At 58.5% G+C, this 14,964-nt stretch carries 15 protein-coding genes; 11 read left to right on the forward strand and 4 right to left on the reverse strand.

The genetic code is table 11. The features are described 5' to 3' along the window. The first annotated feature begins 219 nt into the window (after nt 1-219). The 4 genes from Q1B27_RS13405 to Q1B27_RS13420 are packed head-to-tail and all read left to right on the forward strand — an operon-like array spanning nt 220 to nt 4,115. On the forward strand, nt 220-846 hold the full coding sequence (locus Q1B27_RS13405) for a paraquat-inducible protein A (RefSeq protein WP_299848285.1): 627 nt from the start codon (nt 220-222) through the stop codon (nt 844-846). After that, nucleotides 822-1,472, forward strand: coding sequence for a paraquat-inducible protein A (locus tag Q1B27_RS13410; RefSeq protein ID WP_299848286.1), 651 nt, complete (start codon nt 822-824; stop codon nt 1,470-1,472). Before Q1B27_RS13405 ends, Q1B27_RS13410 begins: the two co-directional genes overlap by 25 nt. Beyond that, nucleotides 1,465-3,549, forward strand: coding sequence for an MlaD family protein (locus tag Q1B27_RS13415; RefSeq protein WP_299848287.1), 2,085 nt, complete (start codon nt 1,465-1,467; stop codon nt 3,547-3,549). Before Q1B27_RS13410 ends, Q1B27_RS13415 begins: the two co-directional genes overlap by 8 nt. Before the next feature lie 2 nt (nt 3,550-3,551). After that, on the forward strand, nt 3,552-4,115 hold the full coding sequence (locus tag Q1B27_RS13420) for an ABC-type transport auxiliary lipoprotein family protein (RefSeq protein ID WP_299848288.1): 564 nt from the start codon (nt 3,552-3,554) through the stop codon (nt 4,113-4,115). A gap of 92 nt (nt 4,116-4,207) precedes the next feature. Here the strand turns inward: Q1B27_RS13420 and Q1B27_RS13425 are convergent, their stop codons facing one another. Beyond that, nucleotides 4,208-5,092: a LysR family transcriptional regulator gene (locus tag Q1B27_RS13425; RefSeq protein WP_299848289.1), complete on the reverse strand. Its 885-nt coding sequence runs from the start codon at nt 5,090-5,092 to the stop codon at nt 4,208-4,210. 321 nt (nt 5,093-5,413) lie between these two features. Here Q1B27_RS13425 and Q1B27_RS13430 point away from each other — a divergent pair, with 321 nt between their 5' ends. From Q1B27_RS13430 to Q1B27_RS13445, 4 genes are all read left to right on the forward strand, one after another. Next, a complete protein-coding gene (locus tag Q1B27_RS13430) occupies nt 5,414-6,517 on the forward strand; it encodes an alkene reductase (protein WP_299848290.1) in 1,104 nt (367 codons plus the stop codon). Next, on the forward strand, nt 6,514-6,867 hold the full coding sequence (locus Q1B27_RS13435; RefSeq protein WP_299848291.1) for a cupin domain-containing protein: 354 nt from the start codon (nt 6,514-6,516) through the stop codon (nt 6,865-6,867). The genes Q1B27_RS13430 and Q1B27_RS13435 overlap by 4 nt, the downstream gene beginning before the upstream one ends. Further along, nucleotides 6,864-7,874 (forward strand): zinc-binding alcohol dehydrogenase family protein, encoded by a 1,011-nt coding sequence (locus Q1B27_RS13440; protein WP_299848292.1) that lies wholly within the window; start codon nt 6,864-6,866, stop codon nt 7,872-7,874. The genes Q1B27_RS13435 and Q1B27_RS13440 overlap by 4 nt, the downstream gene beginning before the upstream one ends. A 78-nt stretch (nt 7,875-7,952) precedes the next feature. After that, the gene (locus Q1B27_RS13445) at nt 7,953-8,276 is read left to right on the forward strand and encodes an NIPSNAP family protein (protein ID WP_299848293.1); all 324 of its coding nucleotides are present in this window, start codon (nt 7,953-7,955) and stop codon (nt 8,274-8,276) included. Between the two features lie 87 nt (nt 8,277-8,363). Here Q1B27_RS13445 and Q1B27_RS13450 read toward each other — a convergent pair whose 3' ends face one another. From Q1B27_RS13450 to Q1B27_RS13460, 3 genes are read right to left on the reverse strand one after another with little or no spacing between them, the layout of a single operon-like run. Continuing rightward, a complete protein-coding gene (locus Q1B27_RS13450) occupies nt 8,364-9,530 on the reverse strand; it encodes an aromatic ring-hydroxylating dioxygenase subunit alpha (protein ID WP_299848294.1) in 1,167 nt (388 codons plus the stop codon). Beyond that, nucleotides 9,527-10,306, reverse strand: a complete 780-nt coding sequence (locus tag Q1B27_RS13455) for a sulfotransferase family protein (protein WP_299848295.1) — start codon at nt 10,304-10,306, stop codon at nt 9,527-9,529. Before Q1B27_RS13455 ends, Q1B27_RS13450 begins: the two co-directional genes overlap by 4 nt. Next, the gene (locus Q1B27_RS13460; protein ID WP_299848296.1) at nt 10,303-11,133 is read right to left on the reverse strand and encodes a hypothetical protein; all 831 of its coding nucleotides are present in this window, start codon (nt 11,131-11,133) and stop codon (nt 10,303-10,305) included. The genes Q1B27_RS13455 and Q1B27_RS13460 overlap by 4 nt, the downstream gene beginning before the upstream one ends. A gap of 68 nt (nt 11,134-11,201) precedes the next feature. Here Q1B27_RS13460 and Q1B27_RS13465 point away from each other — a divergent pair, with 68 nt between their 5' ends. The 3 genes from Q1B27_RS13465 to Q1B27_RS13475 are packed head-to-tail and all read left to right on the forward strand — an operon-like array spanning nt 11,202 to nt 14,851. After that, entirely contained in the window at nt 11,202-11,825 is a 624-nt protein-coding gene (locus Q1B27_RS13465; protein ID WP_299848297.1) for a cupin domain-containing protein, read from the forward strand. Nucleotides 11,826-11,828: 3 nt separating this feature from the next. Next, entirely contained in the window at nt 11,829-14,225 is a 2,397-nt protein-coding gene (locus Q1B27_RS13470; protein WP_299848298.1) for an FAD-dependent oxidoreductase, read from the forward strand. Next, nucleotides 14,222-14,851 (forward strand): class I SAM-dependent methyltransferase, encoded by a 630-nt coding sequence (locus tag Q1B27_RS13475; RefSeq protein ID WP_299848299.1) that lies wholly within the window; start codon nt 14,222-14,224, stop codon nt 14,849-14,851. Before Q1B27_RS13470 ends, Q1B27_RS13475 begins: the two co-directional genes overlap by 4 nt. The last annotated feature ends 113 nt before the right edge of the window (nt 14,852-14,964 follow it).

A 14,964-nucleotide genomic window follows, 5' to 3' on the forward strand; every position in this document is an offset into this window, starting at 1 on the left:
GGGACGCTTTGGAGCGAGATCACATCGTTTGGGTCTATCGGATTTGGCCCGGAGCGGCGCGTTGCGATCATGCGTATCCCCCGAGCTTTAGACGCCACAAGCAGGTCTTTGGACGTGTCGCGCGAACATGGCCTGCCAACCTTAGCCTTCTTTTAATCGCGCAGGCTGCCCGGACCGAAACATGTGTTTTAGATTCAGAAAATCGGATATTTTGACTTGATGGCTGATGTGCAACCGATTCCCCTTGATACGCTGATTGTCTGTCCGCATTGCGATGCGGCGTATGAGCTGCGGCGCCCAGGCGTGGGCGAACGGGCAAGATGCCAGCGCTGCGGGACGGTCCTGATCACGCCCCGGCGCAAGGCCGGGCTACAGATCATCGCGGTGTCGCTGGCGGTGGCGATCCTTATCGTGGCGGCGACGGTGTTCCCCTTTCTGACGATCAAGGCCGGAGGCACGACCAATTCGGTTTCTATCCTTGATGCGGCGCTTGCCTTTAGCGACGGGCCGCTTGTTGCGCTGGCGCTGACAACGGCGGCGCTGATTATTTTCGTGCCTCTGGCGCGTGTGCTGCTGGCGCTTTATGTCCTGGTTCCTGTCGTGATGGACCGGCCGCCCGCCCGTGGTGCAACTCAGGCCTTTCGCCTGTCCGAAGCGCTGAGGCCATGGTCCATGGCAGAAATCTTTGCAATCGGTTGCGCGGTGGCGCTGACCAAGATCAGTGACCTTGCGGATGTGGCTTTTGGCCCGGCATTCTGGATGTTTGCCGCCCTTGTCGTTCTTGTGGTTGTACAGGACAATTTCTTGTGCAGGTGGTCTGTATGGAAATCGCTGGAAAAAACGTAGAAATCAAAAGCGCGCGCGATCTGGGTGTTATCGCCTGTACGCGTTGTACCCAGGTCTGGCCTGTGGGCACAGAGGCGTGCGGTCGCTGTGGCAAAGCCCTGATGATGCGCGACGAAAAAAGCCTGCAACGGGTCTGGGCGCTCTGGCTGGTCGGGCTGATGTGTTACGTGCCGGCGAATATGTATCCGATGTTGCAAACGCGCACTTTGCTGAGCGTTCAGGAAGACACGATCGTAGGCGGCGCGGTCGAACTTATGCACCATGGCGCCGTCGGCATTGCCCTTATCATCCTGGTCGCAAGTGTGGTGATCCCGCTGGCCAAATTCATGGCCATCGCTTTTCTGGCGGTTTCCGTGACACGCCCGTCCAGCGTTTCAAATCACCACCGCCAGCTGCTATATGAGGTCGTCGAATACATCGGACGCTGGTCCATGATCGACATTTTTGTTGTTGCCATCATGTCCTCGCTGGTGCAACTGAATACACTGGCCGCCGTGAATCCGGGCCGCGCCAGTCTGTTTTTCGCCCTCTCGGTGATATTCACGATGCTGTCCGCGCAAGCCTTTGACAGCCGCATGATATGGGATGTTCAGGCCAAGCATAAAGGAACGGTAGAGTATGAGTGACGCCCCCCCGCCCGTGACAATTGAACCGGCGCGTAAATCCTTTCTCGGTCGGGTCTCCTTTGTCTGGGTAATTCCCTTTCTAGCGCTTGCAATAGCTCTTGGTGTGGCATGGCAGACCTATGCAGAGCGCGGCCCCCTTATCGAAATCGAATTCAGTAACGGCGCTGGGATCACCAAGCGCGAAACCGAGCTGCGCTTTCGCGATATTGCTGTTGGGGTCGTAGAAGACGTTAAGTTCGCGGCTGATCTTACAGGTGTCGTCGCGTCAATACGCGTCGACAAGGAGGTGGCCGCCTTTATCGACGTGTCTGCCACCTTTTGGGTGGTGCGACCCAAGCTGACAACACGCGGTGTCAGCGGCTTGGATACGGTGCTTTCGGGGGTTTACATCGAGGGTTCATGGGACAGCAAAGCCGGCCCGTCCAAGACCAGTTTCAAGGGGCTGGATGATACCCCGCTTTTCCGTCCGGGCCAGGAAGGTTTGGAGATTGCGCTGCGATCAACCGCGGGCGGCAATCTGACCGATAACAGCCCGATTACCTTTCGCGGCATCGAAGTGGGGCGGGTCGGAAAGGCCCGCATCTCGCAACAGGGCGATTTTGCCATCGCCGAAGCCATCATCTATGACCCGCACAGCCGCCTGATTTCGCCGACGACGCGTTTCTGGGATACATCGGGTTTCACCTTTTCCGTGGGTCCGCAAGGCGCCGAAATCGACTTTTCCTCCTTTGCCACGCTGGTTGGCGGGGGGCTGACCTTTGATACTTTCGTGTCCGGGCGGGGCCGTGTCGCCGATGGTACGGTCTTCGAAGTCTTTCCCGACGAAGCGTCGGCCCGTAACAGTCTTTTCATTGCGCCCGAGGTCGAAACCCTCGAGATGCGGGTGGTGTTTGATGAGAATATCTCGGGCCTGGCCGTTGACGCACCTGTTGAACTGAGTGGGTTGAAAATCGGCAAGGTGCAAAGCGTCACGGGCGTGATTGACGCGGACGCATTCGGCGACAATCGCGTGCGTCTGAATGCCGTGCTGTCGATCCAGCCCGCGCGGCTTGGGTTGCAGGAAGATGTGACGCCCGAAGCGGCGCTGGCGTTTCTTTCCAAACGCATCGAGGAAGGTCTGCGCGCCCGACTTGCCTCGGCCAGCCTTCTGACGGGCGGGCTGAAAATCGAACTAATTCAGGTTGATGATGCGCCCGCCGCGGTGGTCCTGACCGGAGAGGGTATTATCCCCATCATACCAACCACTGAAAGCGTAATCTCTGACGCTGCAGCGACAGTTGAAGGTGTCGTTACCCGCATAAACAACCTGCCGGTCGAAGAACTCCTTAACAGTGCCATCCAGTTTCTCGACAGCGCCGAAGCCTTCGTTTCAGACGAGGATTTGCGTGAAACGCCGCAGGATGTGCGGGCCCTACTTGATGAGGTGCGGGGCATCGTAAATTCGGAGGATACGCAAGGCATTCCGGTCAAGCTCAATGCCGCGCTCGGTCGCTTTGAAAATCTGTTGGCCCAGCTGGAGGAAGAAAAACTTGCCGCCCGGCTGGTCGCTGCGGTCGATGCGGCGGCGTCGGCTGCAAATGGCGTGACAACTTCGGTCGAAGGTGTTCCGGCGCTGGTCACGCAAATCCAGGCGGTCGCGGCCAAGGTGGAAACCCTGCCTCTGACAGAGCTGACAACCCAGCTTACCGAGTTGACGGCCGCGGCAGAAAAAATTCTGGATACCGAGGATGCGCGTGAACTGCCAGCCGACCTTGGGGATGCTCTGAAAGAGATCAACGCCACTTTGGCCGAATTGCGCGAAGGCGGTGCCGTGTCCAATATCAACGCGACACTTGATTCCGCGCGTAAAGCGGCCGATGCCGTGGCCACTTCGACGCAAGACCTGCCTGCCTTGGTTGAACGTATCCGTGCTGTCCTGAGCCAGGCCAGTGCGACCATCGACGGGTATAACAAGGGGGATGTCCTGAGCCGCGATGCACGGGCCGCGCTGCGCGATATCTCCAAGGCCGCTGACGCGATGGCGTCGCTGGCCCGAATGCTGGAACGCAATCCCAGTGCGCTAATACGGGGACGATAAACATGACTTTTCTCAAACCTACCCTTATCGGGGTCGCTCTGACACTTACCGCGTGCGGTGGTACGTCGGATCTCTATCCGGTGATCCCGCCGGCGGTAACGGAAACGGTCCGCATTGGATTTCGGTCTGTAGAGGTGCGGGATGTATCCCTGCCGGCCTATGCCGCCGCAGATGAAATCGCGGTTCAGGACGCCAATGGCAAGCTGATCACCAAGGGGGATGTCTTGTGGGCGGACAACCCCGAGCGTGCCGTGGCGCTTGAACTTGCGCGCAACCTGGCGCGACTGTCAGGTGCGCATGTCGCCTCGGAGCCCTGGCCGCTTGAGGCCTTTCCGGATGCGCGGCTTGAAGTGCGTTTCGAAAGTCTTGTCGCCAGCGCCGATGGTCAGTTTCGCACGTCCGGGCAGTATTTCGTCGGCGTTACCACTGGTCGTCGGGAGCGTTCGGGGTTTTTTGAACTTGCTGTACCGTTCGACCCTGACGGTGGACCCCAGGCCATCGCGTCGGCCCGTGGTCAGGTAATCCTTGATCTTGCAACCTATATCGCGCGAAACGGGCTGCGCTGAGAGCCAATTCAGGCGACGTCAACCGGTGTTGGCCGCCCCAACCTGGGCCCTTGCTGCCACGTCTGCGTATGCACGGTTTCGGCGCGTCTGATCTAGTGCCCCAGCGCCGTTGAGAAAAATTCCATGAGCGTTCGCACGCGTCGCGGCTGCACGGCCCCCGCCGGGTAGACCATTTGGAGCGAACTGGGTTCAGGTGCAAAGGTATTCAGGACAGAGACCAGATGGCCCGCCGCCAAGTCGGCGCGCACATCCCATTCGGACTTCAGTGCCAGACCATATCCCTTCAGGCACCATCGTCTGATGAGATCACCGTCATTGGCAATCCGGTCGCCATTCACACGGCGTGTCCGTTGTTTTCCGCCCATGATGAAGGCCCAATCCTGATCGGTGTTGGCCCCGAACCGCATGATCAGGCAATTGTGGTGCGCAAGATCATCGGGGTGCTGGGGCTCTCCACGGTGTTCCAGATAGGCCGGAGCGGCGCAGACGAGACGGCGGTTAGGGCCCAGCTTGCGCGACTTCATTGTGCTGTCCGAGAGATCGCCAAAGCGCAAGGCAAGGTCGATACCTTGCCCCACCAGGTCGACATATCCATCGCTTAACGTGAGGTCGACGGTGATTTCGGGGTGCTGTGCCATGAAGCGATCAAGCAGAGGAACGATTTGATTTCGGCCCAGATCGCTGGGGGTGCTGACATGAATCGTGCCCGATATTTTCTCGACGCCCAGCCTGATCCGGGCCTCGGTTTCCTCGGCCTCAGCCAGAATACGCCGCGCGCCGGTGACAAGTTCGCGGCCTTCATCGGTCAGGCTGATGGAACGTGTTGTGCGGGTCAGCAGCCGTGCGCCGTAATGCGCTTCGAGTGCGGCAAGCCGGTCAGTCACAGTCGCCGGTGACACGCCCAGCTCGCGACCGGCGGCGGCGAGGCCGCCTTTTTCGACGATCTTCAGGAATAGCTTGAGATTTTCAATCAGCATGTGATTTTCCATTATCCGGATTTTCCGAATTATAATTTCGAAATTTAGCTAATTATTAGGCTGAAAGATAGGCGCTATCTGGTGATCAACCGAAGGAGGTCATCATGCACCCAGATCATATCACTCTGCGAACACGCGACCTTGCCGAAACAAGGTGATGCTTGAACGCGCGTCGCAAACGCGTCCTGCGGGCAAGGCCAGAGCGCCAGAAAACCTGACGCAAGGCTATCCAGCAAACCATTCGTCACCGGTGCCGTGATCAACATGGCGGGTGGCACACTCATTAGCTGAATTGAACACACCCCCGAAAGGAATGATCCCATGAAAAATCAGCTCTTATCCACTCTCGATCTTGGGCCGCTTTCGCTTCCGAACCGTATCGCCATGGCGCCGATGACGCGTGCGCGCACAACGCAGCCCGGCAATGTGCCGAATACCTTGATGGCGGAATACTACGCGCAACGGGCCTCGGCGGGGCTGATCATCACCGAGGCCACGCAAATCTCGCAACAGGGTCAGGGCTATTCCTTCACGCCTGGTATCCACATGCCGGAGCAGATTGAGGGTTGGAAGCTGGTTACACGCGCCGTCCACAAGACCGGTGGCCGCATCTTTCTGCAGCTCTGGCACGTGGGTCGCATGAGCCATGAAAGCTTCCACGACGACGGCAAGCCGGTGGCGCCTTCCGCCCTGTCGCCGGACGCCCAGGTCTGGGTGGTCGATCCCGAAACCGGGATTGGCGGCATGGTCGATAGCCCGGTGCCGCGTGCGCTGGAAACGGACGAGATCGCAGGCGTCGTCGATGACTTCCGCAAGGCCGCCGCCAATGCCATTGAGGCGGGCTTTGACGGGGTCGAGATCCACGGGGCCAATGGATACCTGATTGACGAATTCCTGCGCCGGTCATCGAACCACCGCACCGACCGGTATGGCGGATCGCAGGAGAATCGTATCCGGTTCCTGGTCGAGGTGGCCGAAGCCGTTGCAGGCGAGATTGGCGCGGATCGGACGGGTGTTCGCCTGTCGCCTTACATCACGCAGCGCAACATGGCGGATGATGAGATCATCGACACCATCCTGAAGGCCGCGACAGAACTGGATCGCATCGGGCTGGTTTATATTCATCTGTCCGAGGCTGATTGGGACGACGCTCCGCAAGTGCCCGAGCAGTTCCGCCATGATCTGCGCGCTGTCTATTCCGGCAAGATCATCGTGGCCGGGAAATACACCAAAGAGAGGGCTGCCGCGATCCTTGGCGCGGGATTGGCCGACATCATTGCATTCGGACGACCATTCATTGCCAACCCCGATCTTCCGCGCCGGTTCGCCGAAGATTTGCCGATGGCCGAGTTCGACGGTGCGACACTTTTTGGCGGGGCAAAGGCCGGGTATAGCACCTACCCGGCATGGGCGGGCGCGGCATGACCTTGACGCCGCAAAGCATCGCATCCGGGCAGCAAAACGCGCAGATCGGCACCGACCTGGTGCTGGAAACAGATACGATGCGTGTCTGGCATCTCCGCCTTGCACCGGGTGAGACGATCCCGCCACACCGGCATGACCGGCCTTATTTCTGGACGGTCCTGACCGATGGGAAAGGCGTTTCGCGGTTCGATGACGGGCAGGTGGTGCCGATCACCTACAAGATCGGTGACACCAAGAACTTTGCGGATCTGACCCCCTCAACAGGGTTTGTCCATGACCTTAGCAATACCGGCGACAGCGATCTGATTTTCGTGACCGTCGAATTCAATACAGAAGGAAAAACATCATGAGAGCTGTCGGTTTCAAACACTACCTGCCGGTCGAAGATACCAATGCGTTTCTCGATCTGGATATCGAAACGCCGACACCTACAGGTCGCGACATCCTTGTCGCCGTCAAGGCGGTGGCCGTGAACCCGGTTGATACCAAGGTGCGCGCACCGAAAGACAAGGTTGAAGAAACGCCGCGCATCATCGGCTATGACGCTGCCGGTATCGTGGAGGCGGTGGGTGCCGACGTGACGCTCTTCTCGCCGGGGGATGAGGTCTATTATGCTGGCGATATTACGCGCTCTGGCACCAATGCCGAGTTTCACCTGGTCGACGAGCGTATTGTCGGTCACAAGCCGAAAACCCTTAGCCATGCCAAAGCTGCAGCGCTGCCGCTTACCACGATCACGGCTTACGAAGCGTTCTTTGACCGCCTTGGCATTGACCGCGACGGCGCTGATGCGGGGCAGTCGATCCTGATCATCGGGGCGGGTGGTGGTGTTGGCTCCATTGGTATTCAGCTTGCCAAACAGGCCGGGTTGAGGGTGATTGCGACGGCATCGCGGCCCGAAACCTCGAACTGGGTGCGGGAACTTGGTGCCGATCACGTGGTCAATCACCGCGAGGATATGGTGGCCCAGGTGCGGGCCTTAGGCTTTGAGCATGTCGATCATATCGCGATCTTCAATGATATGCGCCATTGGGACGCCGCGGTAGAGCTGATCCGACCGCAGGGCGGCATCGTGTCGATTGACGATACCGATCTGCCGATGCCCATGGGCGGGATGAAGATGAAGGCTGCCAGCCTGCATTGGGAGTTTATGTTCGCACGTTCCATGCATCAGACGCCGGACATGATCGGGCAGCACAAACTGTTGTCCTACGTGGCCGATCAGATTGACGCCGGTAACATCAGGACAACTCTGTCCAATGTCTTGTCCCCTATCAATGCCGCCAACATGCGCGAGGCGCACCGGTTGGTCGAGACAGGTCAGGCCAAAGGCAAGATTGTTGTTGAGGGTTTCTGAGAGCTGCGACGTCTGCGTCAGTTGCGCGATCACATCATGCACGGTCGATTAATTCAGAACGGAAGAAGGAGAAACAGAATGGCCATTCACGAAGTGAGGCAATATCAGGTCAAGCCCGGCAAAATGTCGGACTGGCTGGCGTTGATGGAAGGTGAAATCATCCCCTTCGTGATCTCCAAGGGCATGGTGATGACTGCCAGTTTTCGTGGCGAGGTGGATGATACGCTTTACATCTGGATCCGCCGGTTTGACGACGAGGCCCATTTGACCGCGTTATATGAGGCGGTCTACGAAAGTGATCACTGGAAAAATGTTCTGTCACCCAAAATCGGGGCGCTGTTGAACAGAGATGCGTCCAGAATTCTGCGCGTTACGCCAACCGCATTGTCGCCGATGCAGTGATCAACGTCTGTCGGGGAATGCTGGTGACGGTTTGCATCTCATCCAGGCTCGCCAACGGCTGTCGAATTGAATGCCGGACCATGTTGATCAGGACAAAATCCGCTGGATCACGCGACGTCCGAATTCATGCGTGGGTCCTTCCCAATGTGGGCTCAGGCGGCCCCCGTCATATGCGGGTGACAAGCGCCCCTGTTGCAGCAGCTCCAGCATGCCCAGATCCTCGCGGTTCAGATCGTCCCACATTTTCAACGTTGCTTCGCGCGCCTCTTTGTATTCTCCGGACGTCGCCGCATCCCCAATGAGGAACACATGCAGTTCTTCGCGTGTTTTATCCGGTGCCACCGGATAGCTGACCAGGACCGAGAACTGATCGGGAAAAACCTCGGCAGCGAAATGCGGAAAGCAAAGGAACCAAAGACCGCGCTTGGCATCCTTCTCGGATAATCCCGGGTAATGCGGCAAGCCGTCGCCGCGGCCTTCGTCCAGTTCGGGAAAGATATAGTCGTTGTAAAACACATGCCGATCCCATTCACCCGACCACCGCACATTCATCGGTGCGAATTTCAGCAACTTGGGATGGACGCAGAAGACGTGATACCCTTCCATGTAATTCTCATAGACCAGCTTCCAGTTGGCATTCACCTCGAATTCGAGCTTTCCCGCCCACCGGATCGAGGAGAAATCATAGGCGTCCGTCCGCTCCAGCAGCGGCCTGAGCCACGCCTCCAGGGGCTCTGCATCGCCTGAGACATTGACGAAAACACACCCGTTCCATGTCTCTGCCCGTACCTGTTTCAGGTCCAGCCTGTCGCCACCGCCATCCTCGAACTTGTCCACCACGTTGGGGCCGCTGAAATGCGGTCGCGAGCGTAGCTTGCCATTCAACCCATAACTCCAGGCGTGGTATGGACAGGTCAGGGTTAGCTTGCTGCACGCTTCGGTCACCAGCTTGGCCCCCCGGTGACGACAGACATTGTGCAAAGCTCGGATCATCCCGTCGTGGTCGCGAAGGATAATCAGGGGCGCGCCGCCGATATCGATGGGTTTCATATCGCCCGGCTCGGGCAATTCCGCCTCGGCCCCGGCAAAGACCCAAGCGCGGCGAAAGCAATGCTCCTGTTCCAGTTTCAGCCAGTCGTCCGACCAATAGGCCGCATTCGGCAATCCGCTTGCATCTTCGATCGGGGCAAACGTCTGGGCAAGCCCGTCTTCGCCGATCAGGTCTACAACCTTCTTTCGGATATCTTCGCTCATCCGTTCACCGTCTCGGGGCGCAACCTGTGTGCATGAAGCGCGCTGTAGTGCCCCATGAATGTCTCAAAATACCCGGCCAGATTAGGTGGCAGGTCGCCTGAGTCCACTTGTTTGCGTGGGATCGGTTTCAACCCGTCGCTATCGCGCAGCGAGGCATGCCAGATCTCGTCATTGCCATCATACCACAGCACATCATCGCGCGCGCCCGGTTCCCACGACAGCGCCTCCCGGATGAAGGGCACGCCAATGGCGTCGCAATAGGTGCGTACCATCGTGTCGGGGTCTTCCAGCAAGTCATCGCTGTCCAGCACCGGCGGTACCTCGCCGCGCTTACGCAGCAGATCAAACAGCGCCTCTTGTGGTCCAAAACTGATTTCATGCGCCTCAAAACCGTCGTCCATTCCGGCCTTCAGGTATGAGTGGTGCAAAGAGGCCAGAACCTTGGCCGGGTCGCGAATGAGAAAGCTATGGGTGATTCGATTTAGAAAGGCATCGTTCCACAAATGGTCGGTGTGGTGCGGCATATCCTTGACGAAAACCGGACGTCTCTCGGCTGCCTGCTGAATATCGTGCCAGATTTTCTCGAACATCGCTTCGGGGCGCCGCCTGTCCGAGGGCGCGGGTCGCGGCGCGCGAGCTTCGGGCCCCTGATACCACGCCATGCCAAAGGGTTCATGAAAGCAGATCAGATCACCCCGTTGGCGCATCATCCATTCAAAGGCGGTCGAGGTTGATCGCGGCGTTGCCCAGAGAAAGTAGATTGGATGCCCGGTCACGCGCCCACCCCCTGCAATGACGCCAGAATATGCGGTTGATTGCCCACGGGCACGACACCGAGCGTATGAAAGATGTTCCAGTACAGTGCGCAATCTGAGGCGATGATCGGTTTGCCAATGGTCGTTTCAATCTCGTGCAGGATGCTGACGGGGCGCTGCGGCAGGCCGTCAGCACGGCGAAAATTAGGCATCCCGATGATCACCAGCGCATCGGCCTCGGGGGCTTGTTCGGTTACATATTCGAACGACCGCATGGCAAAATCGCCGGGGAAAATCCAGGTCGCTTCGTTCACCTCTTCCTGGGTGGCCATCAACCCGTGATCGACGAAATTGCCGGAATAGAGAATATCGAACCCGCCGTCCGCCAGAAACCGGGTTGTTCCCTCGCGCCAATCAGGCCAGAAATAACCGCCATTCACGGCAATGGATTTCGCGCCGATGCTGTGCAGCGCCTCGACCAGTGACAGGCCTGCCATGTGCAGCGGTACCTGGTAAGTGTCTTCCATACGGTCGCAAAAGGTGCGGATGTCAGCTGGTGTCTTGCCCCCGGCATGTGACCAGTTGGTGCCGACTTGGCCAACGACGTCAGCGCCTGCGTTGGACAGGCAATGCACGACTTCTTCGAGCTTGTGAAAATTATCCACACGCTGAGACAACTGGTGGGCGTAATCCTCTGCGTGGATCAGCCGCCCATGAACGCCAACCCCTTCTGGCGCTATCTTCAGAAAGTCATGAGGGGCGGCGTCAAAATCATGCGGCGGCGCGGTAAACCCTACCTGGTAAGGGAAGATTTTCTTGGCAGGATCATTCCAGCGTTCCGGTTTCATACAGCTAACTTTCAAACAACCAACGATTGGTTATTGCTCTTTAGGAAAATTTTAGGCATGAAATTGTCATGAAGGTCAAGAAAAATGAGATAACCGCTCCTGAACGTGCTCTGGTTCAATTGGGTGACGACCTGCGCGGTCTTCGCCGCGCGCAAGGATTGACGTTGGAAGACCTCGCCACGGCCAGCGGTAAATCCGTCTCTTTCATCTCCAAGATCGAACGTGGCCAGGCCAGGCCATCCGTCACCACCTTGCAGGAACTTGCGGGTGCACTTGGCGTGCCAGTGGGGTGGTTTTTTGAAACCGATGGCCCGGTGCCCGCCGATGAGCGCCCTTATGTGGTTCGGGCCAATCGGCGCCGCAAGCTGAGTTATTCTGGCCTGACATCGACTGACTATATGGGGTTCGAAGATCACCTGCTGTCGGCCGGTCTGGACGGCCAGCTTGCCCTCGGTATCTCAGCCTATCAACCGGGTGGAAATTCCGGAGATGAACTTTACACCCATCACGGCGAAGAGGCCGGTCTGGTGATCAAAGGCCAGATTGACCTGCATCTTGATGACAAGGTCTTTCGGTTGGATGCAGGTGACAGCTTTTCCTTCGCCGCCAATTTGCCGCATCGCTATTCCAATCCCGGCGATGGTGAGGCCCAGATCGTCTGGGCCAACACGCCCGTCAACCTTCGAAGGTAGCCCATGCAAAGCCACGCACGCGTCGTTGTTATCGGGGGTGGCAATATGGGGACCGGGGTGCTGTACCATTTGGCGCATATGGGGTGGGCCGATTGTGTGCTGATCGAAAAGGCGGAATTGACCAGCGGGGCCACCTGGCACGCTGCCGGGTTGGTCAGCCGGATGATTGGCGGTCAGGCATTGGGCGCGATGCATGATTATGCCGTTGATCTTTACAAGCGGATCGAGGCCGAGACAGAAGTTGGCGTCAGTTGGCACAATTGTGGCTCATTGCGGGTGGCGACCAGTCCGGAACACATGGACTGGATTAATCACATCCGTGATGTCGTTTTGGCCCGTGGGCAGGAAGCGGAAATCATCGACGCCTCCGAAGTGGCCCGACTGAACCCGCTTTACGATGTGAAATCGGCGAGCGTTTTGGGAGCGATCTACACCCCCGACGACGGGCATGTGGACCCCTCCGGGACCTGTCAGGCGATGGCCAGGGGCGCGAGACAACTGGGTGCCAAGGTGATACGCAATTGTCGCGTCACGGGCGTACGGCAATTACCGTCAAGTGAATGGGAGGTGATGACCGAGCATGGTACGATCATCGCCGAGCATGTGGTCAATGCGGGCGGCTATCACGCGCGGCAGCTGGGGGCGATGGCGGGGCTGGATTTGCCGATCACCACAATGCTGCACCACTATGTGGTGACGGATGCCGTGCCGGAGTTCGAGGGCATGGAGCATGAGATTCCCGTCACCCGAGATGATTACTTCTGTGGCTATATCCGTCGCGAACAGAGATCGGCCCTGATTGGTCTTTATGACAAGCAGGACCCCCAAGCCGTCTGGCTGGAAAGTTGTCCGTGGGATAGCGCCAATGAGCTGTTCGACCCCAACTGGGACGGGATTACCCCCTGGCTTGAGAACTGCTTTGAGCGGATGCCTTCGCTGATGAATCGCGGCATCAAACGGGTGGTGAATGGCGGCATCACCTATACGCCGGACGGAGCAATGATGCTGGGACCCGCACCGGGGCTGCGCAACTACTGGCTGGCGTGCGGCGCAACAGTGGGCATTGCATGGGGTCCGGGCGCGGGGCGCGCGCTGGCGCAGTGGATGATCGACGGATCGGCCGATATCTCCATGCGCGCCTTTGATCCGCGCCGGTTCGGCGCTTGGGCAGATGCCGAATACGCCCGCTCTCGCGCGACCGAAGATTACACGTTGCGGCAGGCGATGCCCTATCCACAGCATCAGCGTGAAAGCTGTCGGGGGGGCAAGATTTCCGGCGCACATGACCGAGCCAAAGCCCTGGGTGCAACGTTTGAGGAAGCCGGAGGATGGGAACGCCCGCGCCTTTATGCGCCCGATCCCTTGGGATGGCGACGCACATCCGCTTTCGATCAGGTCGCAGCCGAGTGCCAAGCCGTGCGCCAGCGCGTGGGTTTGAGCGATCTTTCCGCCTTTGCCAAGTTTTGTATCGACGGGCCGGGGGCCGAGGAATGGCTAAACACCGTCTGTGCCAACCGGATGCCGCGGTTGGGGCGCACCTGTCTTACGCTGATGCTGAACCGAAAGGGTACGATCGAAGGGGAGGCCACCATTGCCCGCACCGGGCCTGAGAGTTTCTATTTCGTGACCGGCGCCCCCTCTGAGCGGCGGGTGTGGGACTGGCTGACCCTGCATTGCAGCGTGTCGATGGATGGGGTCACGATAACCAATGCCACCGACGAGATCGGCATTTTGTGCCTTGCCGGACCGAAGGCGCGAGAGGTGTTGTACGCCTGTACGGATGATGACGTGTCGAACCCGGCGCTGCGTTGGTTGAACTGTGCGGAGCTGACGGTAGCAGGTGTACCGCTTCTGGCCCTACGGCTCAGCTTTTCCGGCGAACTGGCTTATGAATTGCACGCCCCCAATGATCAATTGTGCGCGCTGTGGGATGGCCTGTGGGACGCGGGTCAGCCCCACGGGATCGCGGCGTTTGGATCAAAGGCGCTGGATAGTCTGAGGTTGGAGAAGTTCTATCGCGGTGGGCATGAATTGGCCAATGATGCGAGCCACAAGGATGTTGCACAAGAACGATTTGCCGCCACGGACAAGGTTTTCATCGGCCGTGACGCGATGCTTGCCCGCACGCCGCGCAGTCGGATTGCCCTTCTTGCGCTGGACGGTGAAGAAACTGACGCCCTGATTGGAGAGGCCGTTTTCAAGGGCGGGCATGTGGTTGGATCTGTGACCTCGGCGGCCTATGGACACACGGTTGGACGATCTCTTGCCATCGCGTTCTTGGCGGAAGAGGCTCGGGAACCGGGAACCAAGTTGACGGTGTCGGTTCTCGGTCAACTGGTCGCGGCGATGGTATTGCCCGGCGCACCTTGGGATCCGGACAACGAAAGGTTGAAAGCATGAGCGACAACAAGGTTCTGAAATCCTATGCCGCCTCAAGTTCCGAAGATCAGCAGGCCACCTATGACAACTGGGCCGATAGCTATGAGCGCGATCTCTGCGCAATGGGATATCGCCTGCCTGCCCTTGCCGCCGGGGTCTTTGCCCGGTTTGTGCCGATTGAGACTGGACCCATTCTGGATGCCGGTTGCGGTGGTGGCATTCAAGCCGAGGCGCTGGCGCTTTTGGGCTACAGCCCATTGATCGGGCTGGACCTGTCGACAGGGATGCTAAATGTGGCGAGGCAAAAAGGTATCTATTCCGAGCTGCATCAGGGTGCCTTGGGTGCCAGGTTGGATCTGCCCGATAACAGCATGAGGGCAGTTCTTTGCATCGGGACGATCACGCCAAACCATGCCCCACCCGAAAGCTTTGATGGGCTTATACGCGTGGCCCGCGCTGGTGCGCCGATTGTGTTCAGCCTGCGCGATGATCCAGCCCAGGATCCGGCTTATCCCACCCGCATTGCAACTCTGGTTCGGGACGGTATGTGGCACGAGGTTTGGAGCAGCGACAGTATTCACTCCATGCCCTACGGCGCCGAGGAAGTTACACACCGCCTGCATGTTTACAGAAAGGCCGAAGCATGATGGCTCCAAATTCGTTTGCCAAATTGCACATCGAAAAATCCTCGGGCAAGTAATGCCCGAGGATCAAACGTTTTTTCATAAGCCATAGTTTCCACGAGCAAGAGATTTTTCTT

Origin of the sequence: uncultured Roseovarius sp. (genome assembly GCF_947489715.1) — a bacterium.
Taxonomy (GTDB): Bacteria; Pseudomonadota; Alphaproteobacteria; order Rhodobacterales; family Rhodobacteraceae; genus Roseovarius.